Source organism: Nonomuraea sp. NPDC003560 (genome assembly GCF_042878785.1).
GTDB lineage: Bacteria > Actinomycetota > Actinomycetes > Streptosporangiales > Streptosporangiaceae > Nonomuraea.
In genome coordinates, this window is the sequence record NZ_JBIAOF010000007.1 from 306300 (window position 1) to 332292 (window position 25993).

Below are 25993 nucleotides of genomic sequence, written 5' to 3' on the forward strand. Positions count from 1 at the left end.
CCAGCGGCTCTCGAAGGAGGCCGCGGTCAGCGGAAGACCGCGACCGCGGCCTCGCCGAGCATGTCGTCGATCAGCTGCACGACCTCCCTGACGACGGGGGAGTGCTCGCCCGCGATCTCCCGGAGGCGTTCGACGAGCCGGGCCGAGGGCTGGTCGAGGTAGAGCTCGGCCTCCAGCCGCAGCGCCCCCACCAGCCCGCACAGCGCCGCGCCGCGCCCGTCGGGCTGCTTCCAGCCCTCCACCGCCGAGCGCACCCCGGCCGAGGCGCGCACCACCGAGGCGATGTCGGCGAGCTGGTACCGCGTGTACGGCAACATGCCCATGCGCCGCCTGGTCACCATGACCAGCACGCCCGCGGTGACCAGGCTCTGCCGGGTGCGGTCGTAGGCGTCCTCGGCCAGTTTCTTGATCCAGAACCTGGCCTCGCCCTCGGCCCGGTCGCGGGCCATCAGCGGGACCAGGGAGTCCACGACCGCGTCGCCGACCGGGGTGGGGTCGACGACGGCGATCCGGCCCTGCCCGACCGTGACGCGCCCGCTCAGCGCCAGGTCGAGCAGCACCGCCCCGGCCAGCCCGAGCGCCATCGAGTGCTGGTGCACCAGGGGCTTGCCGGACTGGTCGTGAGCGATGAGGAACAGCTCGTGGTGGAGCGGCGGCCGCGTCACGGCGACCGGATCCCGGTCAGGCCGGCCTTGTCGTCGCCGTCCAGCACCGGGCGGCGGCCGCGGGCGTACAGGACGCCGAGGACGACGACGCCGACGGCGAGCCAGATCAGGCCCACCCGCTGGGCCAGGATGTTGGCGTTGACGATCACGAAGATCAGGATCGCCATGCCGATCAGCGGCGCCACCAGGTGCGACCAGAAGTCGGACGAGCGCTGCCGGACCCGGTAGTGGACGATCACCGACACGTGCAGCACGACGAACGCGATCAGGCCGCCCATGTTGACCAGGCTGCTCAGCAGGCCGACGCCCTCCTTGAGCTGCGAGGCCCACAGGCCGATGCCGACGGACAGCGCCGAGACGAGCAGGATGGCGTTGGCCGGGACCGAGTGCTTGACCGACACCTTGGCGAGGAAGGCCGGCAGCTGCCGGTCGCGGGCCATGGCGTACAGCAGGCGGGAGACGGCGACCTGGGCGACCAGGGTGTCGGCGAAGCCCCAGGAGATGGCGGTGGCCGTCGAGGTGACGTGCCGCAGCCACTCGCCGCCCGCCGAGGCGGCGGCGTCGTAGAAGGCGGTCTCCGAGCCGGTGTTCAGCAGGCCCGCCGGGTCGGGCACCACCAGCGCGGCCACCCAGACCTGGGCCACGAACAGCAGCCCGGCCAGGATCAGCGCCAGCCGCATGGCCCGGGCCACCTGGGCCGAGCCGCCCGCGGACTCCTCGACGAGCATGCTGATGCCGTCGAAGCCGAGGAAGGACAGCACCGCGACGGAGACCGCGGCGAAGATCACCGGCCAGGAGAAGGTGTCGGGGTTGAACAGCGGTGAGAGGCTGAACCCGTGGCCCTTGCCCTGGAGCAGGGCCCAGATCCCGATCAGCACGAACAGGCCGAGCACGACCAGCTCACAGGTGATCAGCACCTTGGTGAGGGTGATCGTCATCCGGATGCCGCGCAGGTTGACCACCGTGTTGACGGCCACGAAGACGAGCAGCCACCCCCAGACCGGCACCCCCGGCACGCTGGCGTTCATGGCGATCGAGGCGACCAGGTAGAGCAGGCTCGGCACGAGCAGGTAGTCGAGCAGGATCGCCCACCCGGTCATGAAGCCGACCGACGGGGCGATGCCGCGGCCCGCGTAGTTGTAGACCGACCCCGACAGCGGGAAGGCCTTGACCATCTGCGCGTAGGAGGCCGCGGTGAACAACATCGCGACCATGCCCACCAGGTACGCCAGGACGGGCATGCCGCCCGAGGCCTTGTAGACCGGGCCGAAGATCGCGAACGGCGCGATCGGCACCATGAAGATCAGGCCGTAGAACACGAGGTCGGTCAGTCCGACCCCGCGGCGTAATTCCTGACGGTAGCCGAACTGCTCGATGCTCTCCTGAGGTTGCACGACAGCCTCTCCATGTCGTCCATGCGGGGGGTGACGAGCCTCGGTATACGCATGGGGTCACGGATACCGGTGGGGCTCGATCTGGCGATCCTTCCGTAGCCCACGGTCACGTCGCAAGAGGCTGCTCCAGGCGGTTGCGTACCTGACCTCGCCGCAGGGCCCGCGCCGGCGGAGGCGGGCGGGACGCGCGACGTCCCGCCCGCCGGCCGGCGGCGCCGCCTCAGCAGGCGCCGACGTCCTTCCAGACGCCCCACTCGCCGGTGGTGCCGGGCTCCTGGCCCTGCGTCCACCACTTGGCCTCCCACGTGTGGGCCTTGTGCGAGACGCGCTGGCCGCCGTTGTAGACGGCCGTCGCGCTCCAGGCGGGCGCGGTGCAGGCGCCGCCGGTCGGGGTGACGGTCGGGGTCGGGCTCGGGCTGGGCGCGACGCCGCCCCGCGCCAGGTCCTGGACCAGCCCGTACGTCCTGCCGCCGAAGGTCAGCGTGTAGTTCGCCTGGCCGGGGACGGGCAGGTAGTACACGTAGTCGAGGGTCACCGACGCGCCGGGGGCGAGCGTCTGCCAGGTGGGCAGCTTCACCGACACCCGGTGGAAGTCGCCCTTGAGCCCGCCGACGTTGTTGCCGGTGTGCTCACTGCTGATCACCCGCAGGCCGAAGCCCGACTGGTCCTTGGCGTTGTTCGGGGCGGAGGTCGCGTAGTCCCACTGGAACTCCGCGCCGCCCGGGATGGTGGTCTGCGTCTTGTTGGTGATGACGAGCTTGGGGTTGATCGGGTAGTTGCTGTCGCCGGCGGGGAAGCCGGTGGCCTCGATAGTGACGTCCACCTTCTCGGCGGGGACGGCCACCTTGGCCTTGGCCGCGCCGTACGGGGCGGCGGTCCTGAGCTTGTCGTAGAGCAGGCCGGTCAGGGTCTGGCCCATGAAGTACTCGCCCTTGGCCGCGTCCCAGGCGTAGTCGCCGGCCAGTTCCCAGATCATCACGCCGCCGATGCCCTGGTTCCTGACGTAGTCGGCCTTGGCGCCGAGCGACTGGTCGTCCTCGGTGGACAGGAACACCTTCTTGGCGGCGTTCCACAACCAGGGAGCGGTCAGGGTGGCGTTGTAGTTGCGGGTGTAGGTGCCGGTCAGCCGGTCCTCGGGGTCGCCCGCCGGGTCCAGGCCGTAGGCGGGGCCGTAGGAGCCGGCGATGCCCTTGGCCAGGTTCATGGCGTGCCACATGGGGTTGGAGCCGGCGCCGACCTCCTTGCCGTTCTCCTCGTCGTGCCACAGGTTGTCGATGCCGCGGGCGCCGTCGCCGCAGGTGGTCAGGCCCTGCGGGCAGCTGCCGCTCGGGCCGTTGGAGGTGCCCCACAGGCCGTTCGCGCCGCCGTTGACGTTCTTCCAGCCGCGCGTGTAGTACGGCACGCCGATGTTGATCCGGCCGGCCGGCATCGCGCCGCGGAAGTAGTGGTAGGCCCAGTCGGTGTTGAGGTAGCCGAGGCCGCCGTACTGGGCGGCGGTGTAGACGCCCCACTTGGCCAGCTCGGCGTCCTTGCCGTCGTCGTACAGGGCGGCGTTGGGGCCGACGAACTCGTTCCAGGCGCCGTGCAGGTCGTAGGACATGATGTTGACGTAGTCCAGGTACTGGGTGACCTGGAAGGTCTCCATGCCGCGCAGCAGGTAGCCGGAGGCGGGGGCGGCGACGGTCAGCATGTAGTACCTGCCGTCGGCGGCGGCCGCGGTGTCCAGCTTCTGGCGCAGCGTCCTCATCAGGGCCGCGTAGCCCTTCATCAGGCTCGACCTGCGGGCGTTGGCGATGGTCCAGTCGAGCGGGTTCCCCGCGTCCTTCATCGAGGTCGGGTACTCGTAGTCGATGTCGACGCCGTTGAACCCGTACGCGCGCACGAACGCGACGACCGAGTCGGCGAACGTGCCGATGCCGGCCTGGTTGACCGAGCCGTCGGCGTTGGTGGTCATCGAGTAGAAGCCGCCGGAGGGCACGCGGGCGCCGCTCGCGTCGAAGTAGCCGCCGGTCTCGGCCCAGCCGCCGACCGACACCAGCGTCTTGGTGCCGGGGTACTGCTTCTTGTACTTGTTCAGCAGGTTGAAGTGGCCTTTGTAGGCGTAGGCCGGGTCCATCTCGGCGCCGGCGACGCCGGGCCACTCGGTCGCGGTCGCGTCGGCGTCCACGGCGATCTTGTTGTTGCCGTCGACGTGGGCGAAGGCGTAGTTGATGTGGGTGACCTTGCCCCACGGGATGTTGCCGGCCAGGTAGGCGGGCTGACCGTTCTTGCCGGTGCGCCAGCTGGTGAAGTAGCCGATGATGCGGCGGGGGTGGTCGGCCCCCATCTTCTCGCGGCCGTCCTCGTCGTAGGCCAGGCAGTAGGGGACGTCCACGCCGGGGGTCTGGTAGAGGCCGTCCGGGCGGCAGGCGGCGTTGTCGGCCGCGGCGGTGGCCGTACCGGCCAGGGCTCCCGCGATGAGGACCAGTGAGGTGCCGCACGCGGCCAGGGCCGCGCGTAGGCGTGTGGGCTTCAAGGCCACCTCCGATGGGGCATGACTGGGGGGTTGATCGGAAGGTAAGCCTGGTGACCAGGGCCGTCAATGCGTTCTGTTAGGAAACTTTCTTAATAGTTGCCGTCCCGTCGCTCGGGCGGTCACGATCCGGTCCGGCGCAGGATGAGCACCGCGATGTCGTCGCGCGGCGCGCCGTGCGTGAAGGTGGCCAGGTCGGCGGCCAGGGCCTCGACGGTCCTGGCCGGCGGGTCGCGGGCCCAGGAGCGCAGCCGCTGCTCCAGCGGGTAGAAGGAGCCGTCGCGGTCGCGGGCCTCGGTCACGCCGTCGGTGCACAGCAGCAGCGAGGCCCCGCGCGGGAAGGCGAAGCGCGCGCCGTGGCGCGGCTCGCCCGCCAGCCCGGCCAGGCCGAGCGGCACCTCCGGCTCGCCGAGCCAGAGCTGCCCGGCGTTCCCGCCGTGGATCAGGTACGGCGCGATGTGCCCGCAGTTGACCGCGTCCACCTCCAGCTCCGGGCCGATGTCCAGCAGCAGCGCGGTGACGAACCGCTCGGGCTCGCCGGTGTGCGCGGCGAACCTGTTGTGCCTGATCACGGCGTCCTCCAGGGCGTCGGCCACGCCCATGAGGGAGATCTCGCGGTAGGCCGCCTCCCGGAAGGCGCCCAGCACGGCCAGCGCGGCGCCGATCGCGGGCAGCCCCTTGCCCTGCACGTCGGCGATCATCACCCGGGTCCCGTACGGCGACGGCGCCACCTCGTACATGTCGCCGCCCACCATCGTGTCCTCCTCGATGGGCTGGTAGAGGCCGTCCACGACCACGTCGAGCGAGCGCAGCGGCAGCGGCCTGACGAGCTGCCGCTGCAACGCCGCGGCGGCCGAGCGCAACCGGCGGACCTCCTCCTCGCGCTGGATCCGGTAGCTCGCGCCGACCACGCTCATCAGCCCGAACGCCGCGGTGAAGCCGGAGACCTCCAGGTTCGTCCGCAGACTGCCGCCCAGATAGGCGACCGAGGCCGACACCACCGCCAGCACCCACACCGACGCGATCGACGTCTGCACCACCGAGCCCAGACCCGACACGATCGCGGGCAGGAAGATCAGCACCGGCACGAGCTCCGCGCCCCCGCCGGTGAACCTGTCCAGCCCGACCACCAGCACCGTGATCCCGATCAGGCCGACCAGGAACACCGGTGTCGTGAAGAAGGGCCGCCTGTGCCCGCCACCCCAGAGAATCGTCGTTCACCCCCGGTGACCAGCTTCTCCCAAGGCGTCCGTGTTCCGTCCTGAGGCGCGCCGGGCACGGCGAAGGGCCGGCCCCGAAACCCGGGACCGACCCCTGACGTGCGAACCTGTCCGAGGAACTTATCCGAGGCCGTTCTTCATGGCCGTGAGGAGTTCGGCGTTGGTGGTGTCACCGCTGAGCTCCCAGAAGAACGCGCCGCCGAGGCCCTGGTTCTTCGAGTAGCTCATCTTGCCGCCGATGGTGCTCGGCGTGTCGTAGCTCCACCACTGGTTGCCGCAGTAGGCGTAGGCCGTGCCCGCGACCGTGCCGGTGGACGGGCAGCGGGTCTTGATGACCTTGTAGTCCTCGATGCCCTGCTCGTACGTGCCGGGCGCCGGGCCGGTCGCCGTGCCGCCGGGCGCGGCCTGGGTCACGCCGGTCCAGCCGCGGCCGTAGAAGCCGATGCCGAGCAGCAGCTTGGCGGCCGGGACGCCCTTGCTCTTGAGCTTCTGGATGGCGTTGTCGGTGTAGAAGCCGGGGACCGGGATCTTGTCCCAGGTGGTGAGCGGGGAGTGCGGGGCGGTCGGGCCCTGCGCGTCCCAGCCGCCGAAGAAGTCGTACGTCATGACGTTGTACCAGTCGACGTACTGGGCGGCGCCGCCGTAGTCGGCCGCGTCGATCTTGCCGCCGTCGTTGCCGTCGGCGGTGATGGCCGCGGTGACCAGGTTGTTCGCGCCGAAGCGCGAGCGCAGCGCGGACATCACGTTCTTGAACGCCGCCGCGCCGCTGGTGTCACAGGTCAGGCCGCAGGCGTTCGGGTACTCCCAGTCGATGTCGATGCCGTCGAAGACGTCGGCCCAGCGGGGGTCCTCCACCAGCTTGTAGCAGGAGTCGGCGAAGGCCGTCGGGTTCTGCGCCGCCTGGCCGAAGCCGCCGGACCAGGTCCAGCCGCCGAAGGAGAAGAGCACCTTCAGGTTGGGGTACTTCTTCTTCAGCTTGCGCAGCTGGTTGAAGTTGCCGCGCAGCGCGCCGTTGTCCCAGGTGTCGGCGACGCCGTCGACGCTCTCGCCCGCCTGGTAGAAGCGGTCGTAGTCGGCGTAGCTGTCGCCGATCGTGCACTGCCCGTTCTGCACGTTGCCGAACGCGTAGTTGATGTGGGTCAGCTTGGCCGCCGAGCCGCTGGTGTCGATGTTCTTGACGTGGTAGCCGCGCTGGTAGATGCCCCACTGGACGAAGTAGCCCAGCACCTTGTTGCCGCCACCGCCGCCGCCGCCCGTGGTGGTCGCGGTGATCTGGTTGCTGTCGGCCGAGCGGTTGCCGGCCGCGTCACGCGCCCGCACGGTGTAGTTGTAGGAGGTGTTGGCGCTGAGGCCGGTGTCGTTGTACGACGTGCCCGTGACGGTGGTGACCAGGGTGCCGCCGCGGTAGACCTCGTAGCCGGTGACCGCCACGTTGTCGGTGGAGGCGTTCCAGGCCAGCGAGACGCTGTTGTTGCTGACGCCGGTCGAGCGCAGGTTGCCGGGGACCGACGGCGGGGTCTTGTCGTCGCCGCCACCGCCGCCGGTGGTCGTCGCGGAGATCTGGTTGCTGTTGGCCGAGCGGTTGCCGGCCGCGTCACGCGCGCGCACGGTGTAGCTGTAGGCCGTGTTCGCGGTGAGGCCGGTGTCGTTGTACGTGGTGCCCGTGACGGTGGTGACCAGGGTGCCGCCGCGGTAGACCTCGTAGCCGGTCACGGCCACGTTGTCGGTGGAGGCGTTCCAGGCCAGGGCCACGCTCGTGTCCGTGACGCCGGTCGAGCGCAGGTTGCCCGGCACGGACGGCGCGGTCGTGTCGCTGCCGCCGCCGCCGGAGACCTTCCACAGCGCCGCCACGTTCGGCGGCTCCCAGCCGGGCTGGGAGGTGTGCGCCTGGAGACAGACGTAGTCGACGCCGTTGTAGGTGACGACCGTGCCCGCCGTGTAGGCGGTCCACGGGGCCCAGGCCGCCGCGTACGCCACCGTGCTGGCGGAGGCGAGCGCCGGGGCGGCCACGGCCGCGGTGAGGGGCAGGGCCAACGCCGCCATTCCCGCCAGGACCTTGCTCAGAATGGTGTGTTTCATGTCGCTCCGACATCCGTTGGGGGGTGTGTGGGGAGTGGGATGGGAGACTTCTGGGGAAACTATTAGGAAAGTTTCCTTTAAGTTGTGAATCGACGGTAGCTTCTGCCTGGGGGAGCGTCAATACGTATCGGTCAGGTGTCCGTAATCGTGCCGGTCAGACCCCGGGCGCGCCCGTTCACGAGGGGATAACGGTTCAGGAACGGGGGCTGACGGCGGGGTGAGCCGTGGCTCAGCATTGGAGCGTGGCAGGAATCTCCGCCTGGCGGCGGACGCCCACGCGACGCGGGCCCTACGTGGTCCGCGCGGTCGCGGAGTTACGGTCCTGGCCGTCGCTGAACGTCAGCGGCACCGGTCAGCAGGTCACCTTCGCCGTACACGGAACCGAGATCCTGCGCCTGGCCGGCCGGGACGAGATCCACGTACGGCTCACCGCCCCCGCCATCGGCCGCCTGGAACCGTACCTGCGGGCGTGCGACCAGGTCCATGCCTGCCGCGACCGCGCCTGGGTCGCCGTACAGGTCGACGCCGAGCCCGATCTGGAATTGTTGCTGGCGCTCACGAGCGTGGCGATAAAGGCGCACGTGGCGTGAACCGATTCGGTGCGTAGCGTTTCTCCCACGCAGCGTCGAATTCATTGCCTCCATTTGCCTGGGAATTACTCGCCGGGTAGCTTGGTTGTACACAGCCGAACGGGGAGTCGTCCCAGGTAGGGATGGCATTGCCTGGGAATTACCCAAGCGGGACCCGTGTTGTACAGAGTCGATGCGGACATCCCCGCATCCGGGCGTCGCACATATATCTTCAGGCCCTTTCCCGGGCCCGGGAAGACGATGCGTCAGCCCTTTGCCTGACCAAGAGACCGCTGAATCCGCCTGTGCGCGGAACCGGGGACCCATGTGTCCAATGGGGTGAATCGGCACCGTGGTGCCGTAGGGCAGCTTCCCGCCCGAACCCGTCAGCTAACCCGGCAAGCGGCACGGAAGCTCAAGGAGTAACACCCTCATGGCCAAGCACCGTCTTCACCGTGCCTTCAAGCTCGACCTCGCCAAGATCGCTCTCGGCGCGACCGCCGTCGCCGGCGTGCTCGGCACGCACGCGGCAGTGAACGCCGACACCACCCACGCCACCGCCCACACCGCCACCCAGACCGCCAAGGTCGCCGGCGTGGCCGCCCAGCCGCTCGTCGCGCAGCACCGCGCCGCCGACGAGAGCGCCAAGGGCAAGGTCAACGTCACCGCCGCCCAGGTGCTGGCCACCGCCCGCGCCCAGGTCGGCACCTCCGAGGACGCCAACGGCGGCGGCACCAAGTTCCAGAAGTGGTACGCCGACTCGCAGCGCGCCGCCGAGACCGCCGCGCGTGACGGCGGCAACCGCGCCATGTACCTGAACGCCCCCTGGTGCTCGATGTTCGTCTCCTGGGTCGGCGAGCAGACCGGCGCCCGCCCGCAGGTCGGCTGGGACGCCTACACCGTGACCCACGCCAAGTGGTTCGCCGCCAACGACCGCTGGGGCACCGAGGCCAAGCCGGGCGCCGTCGTCTTCTTCTCCTGGAGCGGCAGCAAGAGCCTGAGCGACATCCAGCACGTCGGCTTCGTCGTCAAGGACAACGGCGACGGCACGATCTCCACGATCGAGGGCAACACCGGCAACGGCAAGGTCGAGCAGCGCGTCCGCCCGACCTCCCAGGTCGTCGGCTACGGCTACCCGTCGTACGCCGCCTGATCCTGCCAAGCGAAGAGCGCACTCCCCGCGGGGAGTGCGCTCTTTCGCGTTTCAGGACGGGAGTGCGCTTTTCGCGTTTCAGGGCCGCCGGTGCCGGTGGACCAGGACCGCCGCGGCCTGCCCGGCCGAGCGGGCCGCGCCCGGCTCCTCCGAGATCATCGCGGTGACCGTGGCGCCGTCGATCAGGGTGAGCAACTGCTCGGCGAGCAGGCCGGGGTCCCCGGCTCCCGCCTCCTCGGCGAGCGAGCGCAGGTAGGCGCGCAGGCGCCCCTTGTGCTCGCGCACCGCCGCGCGGACGGCGGCCGAACCGGCGCCCAGCTCGGCGAAGGCGTTGGCGAACCCGCAGCCGCGGAAGTCGTCCTCGGTGAACCAGCGTTCCAGCCACGCGAAGACCGCCGGGATGCGGTCGCCGGCGTCGGCCACGTACGCGGTGAGCGAGGCCATCCAGCGTTCGTCGCGCCGCCGCAGATAGGCCACGACCAGCGCCTCCTTCGACGGGAAACACTGGTAGAGGCGTTTCAGCGAGACGCCGGAGGCGGCCCGGATCTCGTCCATGCCGACCGCCTGCACGCCGCGGCGGTAGAACAGGTCGCCCGCGGCGTCCAGCAGCCGCTGCTCGTGATCCATGACACCCCTCCAGGTGCTTGCCGCGGAGAACGGTCGTTCTCTACGCTAGCGCACACCCCGGGAGAACGCCCGTTCTCTCGATCGGAGAGGACAGCCCATGACCCGCCCGCCCGTCCCGCCGTTCACCGAGGAGACCGCCCGGATCAAGGTCCAGGCCGCCGAGGACGCCTGGAACACCCGCGACCCCGACCGCGTCGCGCTCGCCTACACCGAGGACTCCGTGTGGCGCAACCGCGGCGAGTTCGTCACCGGCCGCGCCGAGATCGCGGAGTTCCTGCGCCGCAAGTGGGCCCGCGAACTGGACTACGCCCTGCGCAAAGAGCTGTGGGCGGTCACCGGCGACCGCATCGCCGTGCGCTTCCAGTACGAGTCCCGCGACGCCGCCGGCCAGTGGTGGCGCAGCTACGGCAACGAGCAGTGGGAGTTCGACGCCTCGGGGCTGATGCGCCGCCGCGAGGCCAGCATCAACGACGTCGCCATCACCGAGGAGGAACGCCGCATCTTCGGCTCCCGCCCGCTGTCCGAGCACGGCGTGGACGTGCTGGGCATCCGCCACGCGGAGATCGCCGGGTAAGGTCGGAAGGCCGATCGTAGGAGGTCTGACATGGCGGTCTTGCTGCTGGGCACCCTCGACACCAAGGGGGAGGAGTACGCCCTCGTCCGCGACCTGATCATCCGGGCCGGCCAGGGCGTCGTCCTCATGGACACCGGCGTCATGGGCGCCCCGGCGCTGGCCGCCGACGTCCCCGCCGAGGCCGTCGCGCGGGCCGCGGGCACCGGCCTCGACCGGCTCAGGAGCGCCGGCGACCGCGGCGCCGCGCTCGCGGCCATGGCGGCCGGGGCCACCGCCCTGGCCAAGGACCTGCACGCCCGCGGCGAGCTGAGCGGCGTGCTCGCGCTCGGCGGCAGCGGCGGCTCCTCCATCGCCGCCGCCGTCATGCGGGCGCTGCCCGTCGGCCTGCCCAAGCTGCTCGTCTCGACCATGGTCAGCGGCGACGTCTCGGCCTACGTCGGGGAGACCGACGTGACGCTCATGTACAGCGTCGTCGACGTCGCGGGCGTCAACTCCGTCTCCCGCCGCATCCTGACCAACGCCGCCGCCGCGATCAGCGCGATGGCCGCCTCCTACGACGCCGGCGCCGAGCCGTCCGGGGAGGACAAACCGCTGGTCGCGGCCACGATGTTCGGCGTCACCACGCCCGCCGTCGACGCCGCGCGGGCCCGGCTGGAGTCCCTGGGCTACGAGGTGCTGGTCTTCCACGCCACCGGCTCGGGCGGCAGGGCCATGGAGGCGCTGGCGGCCGGCGGCCACTTCGCCGGGGTGCTCGACCTGACCACCACCGAGCTGGCCGACGAGCTCGTCGGCGGCGTGTTGTCGGCCGGCCCCGACCGCCTGACCGCCGCCGGGCGGGCCGGCATCCCGCAGGTCGTCAGCCTGGGCGCCGTCGACATGGTCAACTTCGGCCCGATGGAGACCGTGCCGGAACGGTTCAGGTCACGGCAGCTCCTGGTGCACAACCCGACGGTGACGCTCATGCGCACCACTCCGGCCGAGAACGCCGAGATCGGGCGGGCGATCGGCGAGCGGCTGGCCCGCGCGTCGGGGCCGGTCACGCTGTTCGTGCCGCGCGGCGGCGTCTCGGCCGTCGACGTCGAGGGCGGCCCGTTCCACGACCCGGCGGCCGACGCGGCCTGCTTCGACGCCGTGCTCGCGGCCGTCGCGGGCACCGCCGTCGAGGTCGTGCAGAGCGACCAGGACATCAACGACGCGCAGTTCGCCGTGGCGGCCGCCGACCGGCTGCACCGGCTGATCGAGAAGGGGGCTTGATGCGACGCGACGAGGCACTACGGAGGTTGCGCGCCGAGCGGGAGGCGGGCCGGCTGATCATCGGCGGCGGCGCGGGCACCGGGCTGTCGGCCAAGTCCGCCGAGGCGGGCGGGGTCGATCTGCTCATCATCTACAACTCCGGGCGGTTCCGGATGGCCGGCCGCGGCTCGCTCGCCGGCCTGATGCCGTACGGCGACGCCAACGCGATCGTCGTGGAGATGGCGGGGGAGGTCCTGCCGGTCGTCAAGGACACGCCGGTGCTGGCCGGGGTGTGCGGGACCGACCCGTTCCGGCTGATGCCGCGCTTCCTGGACGAGCTGAAGGACATGGGCTTCACCGGCGTCCAGAACTTCCCGACGGTCGGCCTGATCGACGGTGTCTTCCGGGCGAACCTGGAGGAGACCGGCATGGGCTTCGACCTGGAGGTGGAGATGATCAGGCTGGCCGCCGAGCGCGACCTGCTCACCGCCCCCTACGTGTTCACCCCCGAGCAGGCCACGGCCATGGCGCGGGCGGGCGCCGACATCCTCGTCCCGCACATGGGCCTGACCACCAAGGGCAGCATCGGCGCCGTCACCGCGATCGGCCTCGACGAGGCGGCCGTGCGCATCCAGGAGATGCGCGACGCCGCCGTCGCCGTCAACCCCGACGTCATCGTGCTGTGCCACGGCGGTCCCATCGCCGAGCCCGACGACGTGCGCCACATCCAGCAGCGCACGGTCGGCGTCGCCGGGTTCTTCGGCGCGTCATCGATGGAACGCCTGCCCGCCGAGCGGGCCATCGCCGAACAGGTCCGCGCCTTCAAGCAGCTCTGACCGGGAGGAACCCGCCATGCACCGACCACCGGACGCCCTGCCCACGATGATCTTCGACTGGGGGGCCATCAAATGGCACGTGACGCCCGACGCCGTGCCGGGCGCGTCCTCCACGTTCGGCGAGGTCGTCATCAACCCGAACAAGGGCCACGAACGCCACCTGCACCCCGACTCCGACGAGGTCCTCTACGTCATCGAGGGCGAGGGGCGGCAGACCGTCGGCGACGACCCGGAGTTCCCGGTCAGGGCCGGTGAGGCGATCTACATCCCGAAGGGCACGCTGCACTCCACCTTCAACACCGGCTGGCGGCCGCTGCGGATCATCGCGACGTACACGCCGGGCGGGGCCGAGCTGGCGCTGCGCGAGCTGCCCGGCTTCGTGGAGCTCGGCCCCGGCGACCACCCCACCTGGGCGGCCGCCACCTCCTGAGCGGCGCAGGCCGTGCGCGGGGTGCGAGCCCGCGCACGGCCTCCGGCGTGCTCGACCTCCATGTGAATGATCGTTCACGTCCGGTCTGTCGGTGGCCTCCGGTAGATTTCCGGGTCTGTTGATCAAGCCCATCGGAGTTGGCTGTCGGCGCGAGCATGCCGTCAGACTGGAGGTCGAGACCTTGGACGCGGACGAAACCGCGTGGGAGCAGCGCAGCGTCGTGCGGGTGGTGCCGCCGGTCCAGCCGCGCAAGCTGGCGAAGGTGCCCTTCGTCGAGCTGGCTGACGGCAGGTTGCAGGGGGTCGTGTCGAGCGGGTCCGACATCGAGCGGGTCTACGTCTCCTCGATCGCCGCCGGCACCCACGACCTGAGCTGCAGCACCAACAACAACCGCCCGTGCGGCGCGCTGCACGGCTACGCGTGCAAGCACATCCGCCTGCTGGCCGACGAGGCCGTGCTCCAGTACGGCCTCGACCGGGTGGCCCGCTACCTGCGCGTCGAGGTGCCCGAGGGCGGCCACCTGATGAGCGCGCTGAACGGCGCCCCCCAGCGCACCCCGGCGGCCGTGGTGTTCAGCCGGTTCCTGCGCCACCTGGCCTACCTGGAGGTGCCCGACAGCACCGAGCCGCTGGCCGAGCTGCACTGGTTCCCGGCGATGGGGCCCGAGACGGGAAAGGTGGGCTGATGCTCGACGTACAGCTCGGAGAGCTGGCCGGCGACGGGCCGGCCGGGGTCGCGGAGGCGCTCGCGCTCGCCACGGGGTTCGACGGCGCGCTCGGGCACGGGTTCGCCAGGGTCGCCGAGGAGCCGGCCGCGGCGCTGGCCGCGCTGGCCGGCGCGCTCGCGGGCTCCCCGCTCGGCGAGCGACTGGGCGAGGCGGTGGAGAAGGTGACCGCGGGGTCGGTCGCCGACGAGCACCTGGCCGCGCTGGCCGGCGGGCGGGCCGCGCTGTTCGGCGCGGTACACGACGCCCTGCTCGCGCAACTCGACCAGGCTCTGGGCCGCAGCCGCGCACCCTGGCCGCCGGCCGCCGCCACGGACGCCACAACAGGGGCGGCGTCCGTGGGCGGCGTGCCGGGCGGCGGGGCGGCGTCCGGCGGCGTGCCGGAGAACCTGCTGGCCGGGTGCCGGGTCTGGTTGCGGGAGCTGGCGATCACCGGCTGGCGGGGCGTCGACGACGACCTCGTCTCCGGCGCCGACCAGGCGATCGAGGCGCTGCTCGGGGTGCCCGAGCTGCGCGGGCTCGCCGTGCTGCTCGACGGGCTGGCGACCGAGCTGCGGGCCTCGTCCCCGGTGGCGACGATGGACCGGCTGCCGCTCAGGCGGTGGGCCGACCTGTGGACGCGCGGGCTGCTGCTCGCCCAGTCCGGGCCGTGGCACGGCGTGCCCGAGCCGGTGTCGGGGCGGCTGCTGATCCTCGGCGCCGACGTGCACGAGCACGCCACGGTCGTCCGGGTGCAGGTGCACGGCGTCCTGGAGGAGGCCGGCGGCCCGACCCGGCTGGTACGCACGAGCGTCGCGGCGGCCAAGGTCGACACCATCGTGGGCCCGTCGGTGTGGCGGCTGTTCGGCGGCCGGCCCGTGCTCATGGGCGCGCTGGCCGACCACCGGTCCGTGGAGATCGACGGCATGCCGCTGCTGCCCGGCGGCGACCTGCTGTGGCACGACGACCGCGCCCGCACCGGCGCCGAGGCCGACCCGTTCACCACCGCGCGGGTGCAGCTCGCGGGCGCGCTCGCCCCGGCCACGCCGCCGCTCGACCGCCACCCCGTGCGCATCGCCGAGCCGGTGCTGGTCGAGGGGTACACGGTCGACGGGCACACCCTCGACCTGGGCGGCAACAAGCTCGCCCTCGACCTCGACCGGCTCCCGGCGAGCTGCCCGCTCACGCCGGAGCTGGTGGCCGCGTCCTCGGCGTGCGTCGGGCTGGTGCGCCGCGACGGCGGCAGGTGGCTGCTGCAGCCGCTGGCCGTCCAGGCCACGGTCAAGAAGAAGCCGGTCACCGTGCACAACGGCGACTGGGCGAACGGCCCGACCGACCCCAAGGTCGTCAAGGCCGAGGCCAAGGCCGGCGACGTGGTCGCCGTGCTGCGCGAACGGGCAGGACGGCTGCTGCGGAAATGACCGACCCGACCACGAGCGCCGACGAGACCCGGCGCCAAGTGCTGTACTGGCGGCTCATGTCGCGGCTGTTCTCGGCCGACGAGCAGCCCGCGCTGGAGACGGCCAGCATGGGCATCGTCGGCGACCTGGAGCTGCCGCCCGCGCTGCTCGACCCCGGCGTCTCGGTGGACACGCTCGTCCAGCGCTTCCCCGAGCTGGGCGCCGAGCTCCAGGACCTGATGGCCGACAAGGAGCACGAGGAGGGCGGCGAGGTGCGCCGCGCCGCCCTGGTCTCCAAGCTGCTGCTCAACGTGTTCTCCACCGGCACGGGCGACGTCACGGCGGGCGACCTGGCCCGCTGGAAGCAGGACGCCGCCTGGTTCGAGAAGGGCATGGGCTGCGAGCCCGGCGGCCTGCGGAACGGGCCGGGCAACGACGAGCTGGCCGCCGTCCTCGCCATGATCGAGGGCGATCTGGTCAAGCGCATGCGGCTGCGCGAGGTGCTCGCCGACCCGGCTCTGGCCAGGCAGCTCACGCCCAGCATGTCGCTCATCGAGCAGCTGCTGCGCGACAAGTCCAACCTGTCCGGCGTCGCCCTCGCCAACGCCAAGGCGCTCATCCGCAGGTTCGTCGACGAGGTCGCCGAGGTGCTGCGCACGCAGGTGGAGAAGACCAGCGTGGGCGTCATCGACCGGTCGGTGCCGCCGAAGCTGGTCTTCCGCAACCTCGACATCGAGCGCACGATCTGGAAGAACCTCACCAACTGGAGCCCCGAAGACCAGCGGCTCTACGTCGACCGGCTCTACTACCGGCAGACGGCCCGCCGCACCACGCCGGCCCGGCTCATCGTGGTCGTCGACCAGTCGGGCTCGATGGTCGACGCGATGGTCAACTGCACCATCCTGGCCTCGATCTTCGCCGGTCTGCCCAAGGTCGACGTGCACCTCGTCGCGTACGACACCCGCGCGCTCGACCTGACGCCGTGGGTGCACGACCCGTTCGAGGTGCTGCTGCGCACGACGCTCGGCGGCGGCACAGACGGCACGGCCGCGATGGCCCTGGCCAGGCCGAAGATCGCCGATCCACGCAACACCGTGATGGTGTGGATCTCCGACTTCTACGACAACCGCTCGCTGATCAACGACTTCGGGTCGATCCACCGCTCGGGGGTCAAGTTCATCCCCGTCGGCTCGGTCAACAGCTCCGGCCACCAGAGCGTCGACCCGTGGTACCGCCAGAAACTCAAGGACCTGGGCACCCCCGTGCTCTCCGGCCACGTCCGCAAGCTCGTCTTCGAGCTCAAGAACTTCCTCACCTAGGAGAACCCCCGACCATGAGTGACATGCTGCGCGCCCCCGCAGAGGTGAAGTACGCCGACGAGCTCGACTGGCTGGAGTCGGTCGACGACGGCCCCAAGCCGTTCTCGTGGCGGCTCAGCCCGCGCATGATCCGCATCTTCATCCTCGGCTCCGAGCGCTCCGACGGGCTCGACCGCGAGATCCCGCAGAAGTGGTTCGGTGACCGCAGCTTCGTCGAGCGCAGCATCGTGACGCTGGCCTCCGACCGCGGCCTGCTGCTGATCGGCGACCCCGGCACGGGCAAGAGCTGGCTGGCCGAGCTGCTGTCCGCGGCGATCAGCCGCAACTCCACGCTGGTCGTGCAGGGCACCGCGGGCACCACCGAAGACCACATCAAATACTCGTGGAACGTCTCGATGGTCATCGCCAAGGGCCAGTCGCGCGAGTCGATGATCCCCTCGCCGATCATGAACGCCATGGAGCAGGGCGTGATCGGCCGTTTCGAGGAGCTGACCCGCTCGACCAGCGACGTCCAGGACGCGCTGATCTCCATCCTGTCGGAGAAGTACGTCTCCATCCCCGAGCTCGACGACGACAACATCGTCTTCGCCCAGCCCGGCTTCTCGATCATCGCCACCGCCAACAGCCGCGACCGGGGCGTCAACGACCTGTCCTCCGCGCTCAAGCGCCGCTTCAACTTCGTCCGCATCCCGGTGGTGACGAACAAGAAGAGCGAGGCGGAGATCGTCCGGTTCCGCACCGAGGAGCTGCTGCGCCGGCACCAGATCGAGCTCGACCTGCCGCCCACGCTGCTGGACATCCTGCTGCAGAGCTTCGCCGACCTGCGGGCCGCGGCCGCCTCGGCGACCAGCGACGACGAGAAGCTGGAGTCCGCGCTGTCCACGGCCGAGCAGATCGGCGTGCTGGAGGACGCCATCCTGCACAGCCACTTCTTCGGCGACCGCACGCTGCGCCCCGAGACGCTGGCCGGTTCACTGGTCGGCTCGCTGGCCCGGCGCAGCCCGGAAGACCTGGCCATCCTCAACAAGTACTGGCACGGTGTGGTCGAGCCGCGCAGCAAGAAGGACGGCGGCCCGTGGCAGGACTTCCTCGAGGGCGGCCGCCAGGCCATCTCCACCCTGTCATGAGCCTCTTCCAACCGCTGAAGGATCAGCTCAGCGAGGCCGCCGCGGCCTTCGCGGGCGACGGCGCGGTGTCGTCCATCCTCACCGGCATCGTCGAGGACGTCGACCGGGCGCTGCGCGAGGAGCTGGAGATCTTCCCGGTCTGCCACCACTCGCCGGCCTCGGCGCTGGCCATGGTGCGCCGCCTGCGGGAGAAGCAGCCCAAGGTCATCTACCTGGAGCTCTGCGAAGACCTGGCACCGCTGCTGACCGAGCTGCGCAACTGCCGGCTCCCGGTGGCGCTCCAGGCGTTCGCGACCGACCTCGACGGCTTCCCCAAGGGGTCGGGGCCGCTGAGCGTGGTGGCCCCGATCACCGAGGCGTCGGCCGAGTACCAGGCCATCTCGTACGCGCTGGAGACCCCGGGCGTCGAGCTGGTGCTGGTCGACCGCTCGGCCGACCACGTCTTCCAGTGGCTGCCGCGCGAACGGGAGGAGCCGGCGAAACCGGGGGAGGAGGCCGGCCTGCACGGCGACGCCGTCGGCGTGGAGATCGGCGACCTGCGCCCCCGCTTCGCCGAGCTGGAGGAGCACCTGCTCCACCACGGCAAGGTCCGCCACTGGTCGGAGTGGTGGGACCAGTACGTCGAGCAGCCGCTCTCCGGCGCCGACTACGACACCTACCGCCAGGTCATGGTCCTCATCGGCAGCCTGTTCCGCCGGTTGCGCCCCGACGACGACCGGCTGGCCGGCGACGAGGAGCGCGAGCGCTACATGTGGACCAGGATGCGCGAGCACCTGTCCGCCTCGGGCGCCGACCCGGCCGACTGCCTCTACGTCTGCGGCGCCTTCCACGCCGCCAGCCGCGTCGAGCAGTTCGGCCTGGCCGCCGCGGCCCCGTACGAGATCGGCCCCCGCACCGCGACCCGCTGGCTGTACGGGCTGATCCCCTCCAGCCACTCGGCCATCGAGGCGCAGTTCGGGCTGGCCTCGGGGTCGGTGTCGATCGCCGCCGCCACCTGGGCCAAGGCGGTGACGCGGAGCAAGCTGACCCCGTTCCAGCTCAGCGGGCAGAAGGGGGCCAGGAAACGGCCGGTCAAGCTGCCCGCGCCCGCCGCGCCGGCGCAGGTCACCGACCGGCTGACCGGGTTCCTGTCCAGGCCGCCGACGCTCGACGCGCTCGACGAGGCCGAGCTGCTGGGCTGGAGCGTCGACATCGTCCGGCTGGCCCGGCGCAACGGCTACCTCGCCAGCACCGCCGACGCCATCGCGGTGTTCGAGACGTCGATCCTGCTGGCCGGCATGCGCAACCGGGCCAGGCCCACGCCGTACGACTTCCAGGACGCGGCGGTCACCTGCATCGAGAAGGACGTCGTGCCGGGCCGGCGCGACGTGCGGCGCCTGTGCGAGATCCTGCTCGGCGGCGACCGCATCGGCTCGGTCGGCTACGACGCGCTGCCGCCGCTGGCCCAGAACGTCTACGACCGGCTGCGGCCGCTCGGCGTCGACTTCGACAAGCGCACGATCCAGCGGGCACTGCTCGACCTGCACTCCGACCCGGAGCTGCGGCCCTGCTCCGACCTGCTGTGGATGCTGCGCTTCGTGCTGCCCGCCGACGCGGCCCGGCCGATCATGGGCGAGCGCAAGCTCGGCGAGCGGGCCATCCAGGAGAGCTGGGACCTCGCGCTCGGCCGCAACCAGCGGGCCATCATCGAGCTCGGCTACGAGGGCGTCACCATCGAGCAGGTGGTCGAACAGCGGCTGCGGCGCGCGGTCTGGGAGCCCGACGCCACCGCAGCCGTGGCCCTGGCCGCCGTCGAGGACGCCATCCTCTACCTGGGCGGCGGGCGCGTCGCCGACGAGCTGGGCGCGCGGGCGGTGGAGCTGCTGGCCGGCGAGCGCGGCGTCGACGACGCGCCCGACGTGCTGCGCCGCATCCGCCGCCTGCTGGCCTACTACCGCACCGCCGAACCCACGCTGCCGGCGTGGTGCGAGGCGTTCGTGACCGAGGGGTACGCGCACTACTGCACCCTGCTCCCGACCGCGTTCGTCGAGGACGACACCGGGGTGCGGCAGGTGTCGGCGATGCTCGGCTTCCTGTTCACGATGGAGGGGCTGGCGCTGGCGCTCGGGTGCGACCGGGCGCAGCTGGAGATCGCGGTGCGGCAGTCGCATCCGGAGGCGCCGGCCAAGGTGGCGCTGCTGTGGGCCGCCCAGCACCTGCTGGGGCTGCTGCCGCTGGCCGAGCTGCGGTCGCGGTGCGACGAGCTGCTCGGCAACCCGCTGGTCATCCCGTCGTTCCCGCAGTACATCACCGGGTTCGTGCAGGCGATGGAGCCGGCTCCGGCGCTGTCCGGGTTCGTGGTGGAGGTGATCTCCAAGGCGTTCGGACGGCTGCCCGACCAGGTGCTGCTGCCGTGGCTGCCGAAGCTGATCACGACGCTGCGCGACCAGGCGGGCGAGCTGATGCCGGTCCTCGTCCGGGAGGCCGGGCGCACGTTCCCCGGCAGCCTGACGGCGGTCGACGCCTGGACACCGCCATGGGCCAGGACGCCGGTGGCCGCGCCGAAGGCGGCGCCCGCGGTCGCGTCCGGGCCGGTCGCCGAGCTGCTGGCGGCGCATCCGGCGGCGTGCGACGCGGTGGCGGGGCTGCTGGGCTGCGAGGGCGGCTGGCAACAGCCCGTCTCCGCCGTCGGGCCCGGGAACCGCGAGGTCGAGACCCTCCTCACCGACCACCCCGCCACAGCCGCCGCGTTGGCGACCCTCCTCGCCTGACGGTCCCCGCCCCGAGCGCCGGAACGCCGGTGCTCGGGGTCGGGTTTCCCGGCGGGGGACGGTCAGCGGCCGAAGCAGATGGTGTGGCCGGGGTGGACGTGGTCGGGTTTGTAGGCGGCCTGGTCGATCGTGACGCCCTCGGGGGACACGAGCAGGATGGTCTCGCCCTGGTTGCGGAGCTGTACCCGGCCGTCGAGCACGACCTGCAGCACGCCACCGCCCGCGAGCACCCCGGTCAGCTCCATGTGCCCGCCCGCCGAGTCCGCCAGCCGCCACCCGCCGAGGTCCACGGGCCGTCCGGTGACGTTGAGGAGGGTGACCGTCTCGTGCCCCCGGTCGGCTCCCACCGGGTCGGGCAGCGCGGCCACGATCAGCACGTCCCCGGTGGACGGCGGGCGCGCGACGACGGGCGCGCCGGGCGGCGCCGGGTCGGGGCTGATGACGAAGTCCTCGGGCCAGGCCGTGAGCTGGATCTGGCTGCCCGAGGCCCGGATCACGTCGTGCAGGTTGCCGTGTTCGAGCCGGTCCAGCAGGAACACCGCGTCGTCCCGGTTGACGGGGTCGGCCCGGAGCCAGGCGTCGAAGCCGTCCAGGTTCGCCGCCCCGGTCGCCAGATAGGGCACCAGCCGGCGGAACAACTTCGGCCACATGACGAGCCCGGTGAGCGCCTCCAGCGAGGCGACCTCGGCGGGGCCGTCGGGGTCGGCGGCCGAGCGCGGCCAGATGCCGGCGGGCGACGCCGCCGCCCTGGCCGTGCGCGACACGCCGGCCAGGTGCGTGCGCAGCGTCGCGGGCAGCGTGGCGTAGAAGGCCGGGTACGTCAGCCCGGCGGCCAGCAGTTCGGCGTTCGCGGACGTGTCCACCAGCGCCTCGTCGAGGAACACGGCCTGCCCGTCGGGGCCGGGGTGCTCGCCGGTGAACACGAACCCGATCAGCCGGCCGTTGGCGTCGATGCCGTTGCTGAGGACGTGCCCGCGCAGCTCGTCCTGGTCGGCCGACTGGACCTTGTTGGGCAGGTCGTCGAAGAAGCGCACGTTCGTGAAGCCGAGCAGCCGCAGCAGCTCGTCGCGGGCGGCGTTCGCGCCGGTCAGCTCCTGGTGGGTGTCCTGGAAGTGGGTCTCGAGGGCGTCGATGGCCTCCAGGCGGACGGAGATGCCGCGCGCGCCGAGCTCCGGCGGCCGTCCGGACGGCCGGGCCAGCCCTTCGACCAGCGCGGGCGTGTCCGGCCTGAACTTGACCGTGTCGCCGTCGGGCTCGGGGCCCTGCCGGGGAAGGTCCGGGTAACGGATCACGAAGCTGCCGCGCAGAAGTGTGTAGCTCATTGGGTACCCCCCCAAAGATGGCCATCACCGCCCTATCGGCCATCGGGAGCGTAACTCCGCGCACTTCCCGGCGTCCACGTCCCACGCCGGACCGGGGAGCGGCCCGGCGCGGGACGTGCCGGCTCAGGCGGCGCCGAACCGGGGGATCGGCAGGTCCTCGGTGGCCAGGTGCACGATGTGCGACTCGGTGTAGACGTCGATGCTGTGCCGGCCGCCCTCCCGGCCCACGCCGCTGGCCTTGACCCCGCCGAACGGCGTGCGCAGGTCGCGCACGTTCTGGGAGTTGACCCAGACCATGCCCGCCTCGATCGACTGGGCCAGCCGGTGCGTCCGGCGCAGGTCGTTGGTCCACAGGTATGCCGCCAGGCCGTACCGGGTCGCGTTGGCCAGCTCCACCGCCTCCGTCTCGGTGGAGAAGGGCGTCACGCAGACGACCGGCCCGAAGATCTCCTCCTGGAAGATCCGCATGTGCGGGGCCACGTCGGCGAACACCGTCGCGGCCAGGAAGTTGCCCGCCGTCAGGTGCTCGGGCCGGGAACCGCCGGCGACCAGGCGGGCGCCCTCGCGCGAGCCGAGCTCGACGTACTCCATGACCCGCTCGTAGTGCTCGGGGTGGATGAGCGCGCCCAGCTCGGTGGCCGGGTCGCCGGGCGCGCCGACGCGTACCCGCGCGGCCCGCTCGGCCAGCCTGGCCACGAACTCCTCGTACACGGTGTCCTGGACGAGGATCCGCGAGCTGGCCGTGCAGCGCTCGCCGTTCAGCGAGAAGACGCCGAAGACGGCCGCGTCGAGCGCCCGCTCCAGGTCGGCGTCCGCGAAGACGAGCAGCGGCGACTTGCCGCCCAGCTCCATCGACAACGTCTTCAGCGACGACGCGGCGTTGCGCATGATGGTCTGCCCGGTGCCGCTCTCGCCGGTGAAGGAGATCACCGGCACGTCGGGGTGGGCCACCAGCGCCGCGCCCGCGTCCTCGCCGATGCCGTGGACGAGGTTGAACACGCCCTCGGGCAGCCCGGCCTCCTCCATGATCTCCGGCAGCAGGCTCGCCGACGCCGGTGACCACTCGGCCGGCTTGAGCACCACCGGGCAGCCGGCCGCCAGCGCCGGGGCCAGCTTCCAGGTCTCCAGCATGAACGGCGTGTTCCACGGCGTGATCAGCCCGGCCACGCCGACCGGCTTGCGCACGACGTAGTTGAGCTGCGCGGAGCCGACGCGGTAGACGTCCTCGCCCATGGTGGTGATCACGTCGGCGAAGAAGCGGAAGTTGTGCGCCGCGCGGCGGGCCTGGCCGCGGGCCTGGGTGATCGGCAGGCCGGTGTCCCGGCACTCCAGCGCGGCGATCTCGTCGTCCCTGGACTCGATGGCCGCCGCGACCGCGCGCAGCGTGCCGGCCCGCTGCTCGGAGGGCATCGTGCTCCACGGGCCGTCGGTGAACGCCTTCTGGGCGGCGGCGACGGCCGCGTCCACGTCGGCCGCGCCGCCCGCGGCCACCTCCAGGTACGGCTCGTTCGTGGTCGGGTCGAGCGCGGTGAAGGTCGCACCGGACTGGCTCGGGACGTGCCGGCCGCCGATGTAGTGCTCCAGTTTCATCAGGCGACTCCCTCGCTCTGTGCCAGTAGTTCGTTGATCCGGGCGATGCCGGGCTCGGTGGGGGTGATCAGGGGGGCTCGTACGTGGCCGGAGGCGATCAGGCCGCGCTGTTCCAGCACCCACTTGGCGGGGGCCGGGTTCGTCTCCACGAACAGCAGCTCGACCAGCGGGTGCAGCGAGTAGTGCAGTTCCAGCGCGGTCGCGTGGTCGCCGGCGGTGTACGCCTCGTACATGCGGGCCACGGTCTTCGGCGCGAGGTTGGCCGCCGCGCTGACGAAGCCGACGCCGCCGATGGCCAGCAGCGGCAGGCAGAGCAGCTCGATGCCGGACCACATGAGGAAGTCGCGCCCGCACAGGTTGAGCACGTGCGAGAAGTGCTCGAAGTCCTTGGTGGTCTCCTTGACGCCGACGATGTTGTCGTGGTCGCGGCGCAGCCTGGCCACGGTCGCGGGGGCGATGTCGACGGCGGTGCGCGAGGGCACGTTGTAGATGACGATCGGCAGCGCGGGGAACTCCGCGGCGACCGTGGCGTACCAGCGGTAGAGGGCTTCCTGGGTGGGACGGGCGTAGTAGGGCGTGATGACCAGGGCGGCGTCGGCGCCCAGACGCTCGGCCTCGGCGGTCAGCCGCAGCGTCTCGTCGAGCTTGGCCGAGCCGGTGCCGGGCAGGAACGGCACCCGGTCGGCGGTCTCCTCGGCCACCACGGCCATCGCCGCGACGCGCTCCTCGACGGACTGGGCGCCGGGCTCGCCGGTGGACCCGCCGGTCGAGATGCCGTGCGAGCCCTGGTCGAGCTGCCAGCGCACCAGCGAGCGCAACGAGTCGAGGTCCAGCGACCCGTCGGCGGCGAACGGCGTCACCACGGGGGCGATGGATCCGCGGATGGTCGACGGATCCGAGCGGAACTTCATGGATTCTCCTTCTTGGGGGGTCAGCGCTGCTGCTCGTACGCCTCGCGCCAGGCGCCCTTCAGCGGGTAGAGGCCGTCGATCGAGGCGCCCTCGCGGACGCGATCGAGAATGAAACGCTCCTCGTCCTCCTGCCGGGCGGCGTCCCGGGCGACCTCGGCGACCAGCGCGGGCGGGATGACGACGACCCCTTCCGCGTCGCCCACCAGCACGTCGCCTGGGCACACCAGCACGCCGCCGCAGTCCACCGGCACCTGCGAGTCCATCGGGACGTGCCGGCGGCCGAGCACGGCGGCGTGCGCGGCGCCGTAGTAGGAGGGCAGGTCGAGCGAGGCGAAGGAGGGGCTGTCGCGCAGCCCGCCGTCGGTGACGACGCCGGCCGCGCCGCGGCGCAGGGCGCGCATGGCCAGGATGTCGCCCAGCGTGCCCGCGCCGTGCTCGCCGCGGGCGGAGATGACCAGCACCTCGCCCGGCTGGAGCTCCTCGACGGTGCGCTTCTGGGCGTTCATGCCGCCGCCGCGCTCGGCGAAGACGTCCTCGCGCAGCGGCAGGTAGCGCAGGGTGCGCGCGACGCCGACCATGCGCAGGTCGGGACGGGCGGGGCGGACGCCCTCGATGAAGTGGTGGTCGATGCCGCGCGCGCGGAGCTGGGAGGAGAGCGTCGCGGTGGAGACCGAGCGCAGCGCGGCGACGACCTCCGGGGGCAGCGGGCCGGGGTCAGGGGCGGGGACGGGTCGGGCGGCGCCGTACGCGGCGGCCCTGGTCGCCTCGCTGACCTGGGGCTGGACGCCGTACGCCGCTGGGGGATCCTGGCCGGCGACGACCTCGTTGCGCAGCCGGGCCGTGCCCGCCAGCTCGACCTCCACCACGTCGCCGGGCCGGACGACAGTCGAGCCCGCCGGGGTGCCGGCCAGGATCAGGTCGCCGGGCTCCAGCGTCATGTACCGGGACAGGTCGGCGACGAGCAGGTCGAAGCCGAACAGCAGCTCGTCGGTGCACGCCTCCTGGGCGAGCTCGCCGTTGACGTAGGTGCGCAGCCACAACCGTCCGGGATCGGCGCCGGTGAGCAGCTCCGAGCCGACCGGCGTGAACCCGTCCTGGCCCTTGGCCCGCAGGTTGGAGCCGAGGTCGGCGTGCTTGAAGTCGTAGACGCCGAAGTCGTTGGCCGCCACGTACCCGGCCACGTGCTCCAGCGCGCGCCCGGGGGGGACGCGATGGGCCCGGCTGCCGACGAGGATGCCGATCTCGCCCTCGAACGCCAGCAGCTCGCACCCTTCGGGACGCACCACGGGCCGTCCGGACCAGGACAGGGACGTCGGCGGCTTGAGGAAATAGGAGGGGACGGCAGGGACACGACCGCGCTCGGCGGCCCGGCTGCGGTAGTTCAGATGGACCGCGACGATCTTCCCTGGTGACAGTCCGAGAGGGTGTCCCACCTCGTCTCCTTCCAAATCATATACGACATCATTTATGTTATGGCATGTGGAACAATATCGACATACCCCCTCAGATGCCTACATGATGCTCATCACGTCATCAGTGGAGAGGAGAGTGCGGATGATGGTTCAGACCGCCCAAGCAG

Annotated in this window: 21 protein-coding genes and 1 riboswitch; of the genes, 11 read left to right on the forward strand and 10 right to left on the reverse strand. The window is 71.6% G+C overall.

Going from position 1 to position 25993, the window contains the following annotated elements:
• Window positions 1-26: 26 nt before the first annotated feature.
• The 5 genes from ACFYUV_RS27990 to ACFYUV_RS28010 all read right to left on the reverse strand — a co-directional run bounded on the left by ACFYUV_RS27990 (window position 27) and on the right by ACFYUV_RS28010 (window position 7870).
• A complete protein-coding gene (locus ACFYUV_RS27990; protein WP_387672831.1) occupies window positions 27-665 on the reverse strand; it encodes a GPP34 family phosphoprotein in 639 nt (212 codons plus the stop codon).
• Entirely contained in the window at window positions 662-2059 is a 1398-nt protein-coding gene (locus ACFYUV_RS27995; protein ID WP_387672833.1) for an APC family permease, read from the reverse strand. The genes ACFYUV_RS27990 and ACFYUV_RS27995 overlap by 4 nt, the downstream gene beginning before the upstream one ends.
• A 220-nt stretch (window positions 2060-2279) precedes the next feature.
• Entirely contained in the window at window positions 2280-4574 is a 2295-nt protein-coding gene (locus tag ACFYUV_RS28000; protein ID WP_387672836.1) for a chitinase C-terminal domain-containing protein, read from the reverse strand.
• 119 nt (window positions 4575-4693) lie between these two features.
• A complete protein-coding gene (locus ACFYUV_RS28005; protein WP_387672838.1) occupies window positions 4694-5737 on the reverse strand; it encodes a PP2C family protein-serine/threonine phosphatase in 1044 nt (347 codons plus the stop codon).
• Window positions 5738-5911: 174 nt separating this feature from the next.
• Complete coding sequence (locus ACFYUV_RS28010; protein WP_387672841.1) at window positions 5912-7870, reverse strand: glycosyl hydrolase family 18 protein; 1959 nt, start codon at window positions 7868-7870, stop codon at window positions 5912-5914.
• 242 nt (window positions 7871-8112) lie between these two features.
• Between ACFYUV_RS28010 and ACFYUV_RS28015 the strand changes: the two genes are divergently transcribed.
• Together ACFYUV_RS28015 and ACFYUV_RS28020 are read left to right on the forward strand one after the other, a co-directional pair.
• Window positions 8113-8460 (forward strand): luciferase family protein, encoded by a 348-nt coding sequence (locus ACFYUV_RS28015; RefSeq protein ID WP_358292351.1) that lies wholly within the window; start codon window positions 8113-8115, stop codon window positions 8458-8460.
• 260 nt (window positions 8461-8720) lie between these two features.
• A riboswitch (cyclic di-AMP (ydaO/yuaA leader) is annotated at window positions 8721-8858 on the forward strand.
• Between the two features lie 14 nt (window positions 8859-8872).
• Window positions 8873-9592, forward strand: a complete 720-nt coding sequence (locus tag ACFYUV_RS28020) for a CHAP domain-containing protein (RefSeq protein WP_387672845.1) — start codon at window positions 8873-8875, stop codon at window positions 9590-9592.
• A 78-nt stretch (window positions 9593-9670) separates the two neighbouring features.
• Here ACFYUV_RS28020 and ACFYUV_RS28025 read toward each other — a convergent pair whose 3' ends face one another.
• Entirely contained in the window at window positions 9671-10219 is a 549-nt protein-coding gene (locus ACFYUV_RS28025; RefSeq protein ID WP_387672848.1) for a TetR/AcrR family transcriptional regulator, read from the reverse strand.
• 97 nt (window positions 10220-10316) lie between these two features.
• Between ACFYUV_RS28025 and ACFYUV_RS28030 the strand changes: the two genes are divergently transcribed.
• From ACFYUV_RS28030 to ACFYUV_RS28070, 9 genes are all read left to right on the forward strand, one after another.
• Window positions 10317-10793 carry a nuclear transport factor 2 family protein gene (locus ACFYUV_RS28030; RefSeq protein ID WP_387672850.1) on the forward strand — a complete coding sequence of 159 codons (477 nt, stop codon included), beginning with the start codon at window positions 10317-10319 and terminating at the stop codon, window positions 10791-10793.
• Window positions 10794-10823: 30 nt separating this feature from the next.
• Complete coding sequence (locus ACFYUV_RS28035; protein WP_387672853.1) at window positions 10824-12047, forward strand: Tm-1-like ATP-binding domain-containing protein; 1224 nt, start codon at window positions 10824-10826, stop codon at window positions 12045-12047.
• Complete coding sequence (locus ACFYUV_RS28040) at window positions 12047-12862, forward strand: phosphoenolpyruvate hydrolase family protein (RefSeq protein WP_364339389.1); 816 nt, start codon at window positions 12047-12049, stop codon at window positions 12860-12862. Before ACFYUV_RS28035 ends, ACFYUV_RS28040 begins: the two co-directional genes overlap by 1 nt.
• Before the next feature lie 16 nt (window positions 12863-12878).
• Window positions 12879-13292 (forward strand): cupin domain-containing protein, encoded by a 414-nt coding sequence (locus tag ACFYUV_RS28045; protein WP_387672856.1) that lies wholly within the window; start codon window positions 12879-12881, stop codon window positions 13290-13292.
• A gap of 181 nt (window positions 13293-13473) precedes the next feature.
• Complete coding sequence (locus tag ACFYUV_RS28050) at window positions 13474-13977, forward strand: hypothetical protein (protein WP_387672859.1); 504 nt, start codon at window positions 13474-13476, stop codon at window positions 13975-13977.
• Window positions 13977-15416, forward strand: a complete 1440-nt coding sequence (locus ACFYUV_RS28055; RefSeq protein WP_387672861.1) for a hypothetical protein — start codon at window positions 13977-13979, stop codon at window positions 15414-15416. The genes ACFYUV_RS28050 and ACFYUV_RS28055 overlap by 1 nt, the downstream gene beginning before the upstream one ends.
• Complete coding sequence (locus ACFYUV_RS28060) at window positions 15413-16714, forward strand: VWA domain-containing protein (RefSeq protein WP_387672864.1); 1302 nt, start codon at window positions 15413-15415, stop codon at window positions 16712-16714. The genes ACFYUV_RS28055 and ACFYUV_RS28060 overlap by 4 nt, the downstream gene beginning before the upstream one ends.
• 14 nt (window positions 16715-16728) lie before the next feature.
• Entirely contained in the window at window positions 16729-17841 is a 1113-nt protein-coding gene (locus ACFYUV_RS28065; RefSeq protein ID WP_358292378.1) for an AAA family ATPase, read from the forward strand.
• The gene (locus tag ACFYUV_RS28070) at window positions 17838-20591 is read left to right on the forward strand and encodes a DUF5682 family protein (RefSeq protein ID WP_387672867.1); all 2754 of its coding nucleotides are present in this window, start codon (window positions 17838-17840) and stop codon (window positions 20589-20591) included. The genes ACFYUV_RS28065 and ACFYUV_RS28070 overlap by 4 nt, the downstream gene beginning before the upstream one ends.
• 62 nt (window positions 20592-20653) lie before the next feature.
• Here ACFYUV_RS28070 and ACFYUV_RS28075 read toward each other — a convergent pair whose 3' ends face one another.
• The 4 genes from ACFYUV_RS28075 to ACFYUV_RS28090 form a co-directional block, all read right to left on the reverse strand.
• On the reverse strand, window positions 20654-21913 hold the full coding sequence (locus ACFYUV_RS28075; RefSeq protein ID WP_387672870.1) for a lamin tail domain-containing protein: 1260 nt from the start codon (window positions 21911-21913) through the stop codon (window positions 20654-20656).
• A 123-nt stretch (window positions 21914-22036) separates the two neighbouring features.
• Window positions 22037-23503, reverse strand: a complete 1467-nt coding sequence (gene hpaE, locus ACFYUV_RS28080) for a 5-carboxymethyl-2-hydroxymuconate semialdehyde dehydrogenase (RefSeq protein ID WP_387672873.1) — start codon at window positions 23501-23503, stop codon at window positions 22037-22039.
• Window positions 23503-24414 carry a 4-hydroxy-tetrahydrodipicolinate synthase gene (dapA, locus tag ACFYUV_RS28085; RefSeq protein ID WP_352352622.1) on the reverse strand — a complete coding sequence of 304 codons (912 nt, stop codon included), beginning with the start codon at window positions 24412-24414 and terminating at the stop codon, window positions 23503-23505. The genes hpaE and dapA overlap by 1 nt, the downstream gene beginning before the upstream one ends.
• Before the next feature lie 20 nt (window positions 24415-24434).
• Entirely contained in the window at window positions 24435-25847 is a 1413-nt protein-coding gene (locus ACFYUV_RS28090) for a fumarylacetoacetate hydrolase family protein (RefSeq protein ID WP_387672875.1), read from the reverse strand.
• Window positions 25848-25993: the final 146 nt, after the last annotated feature.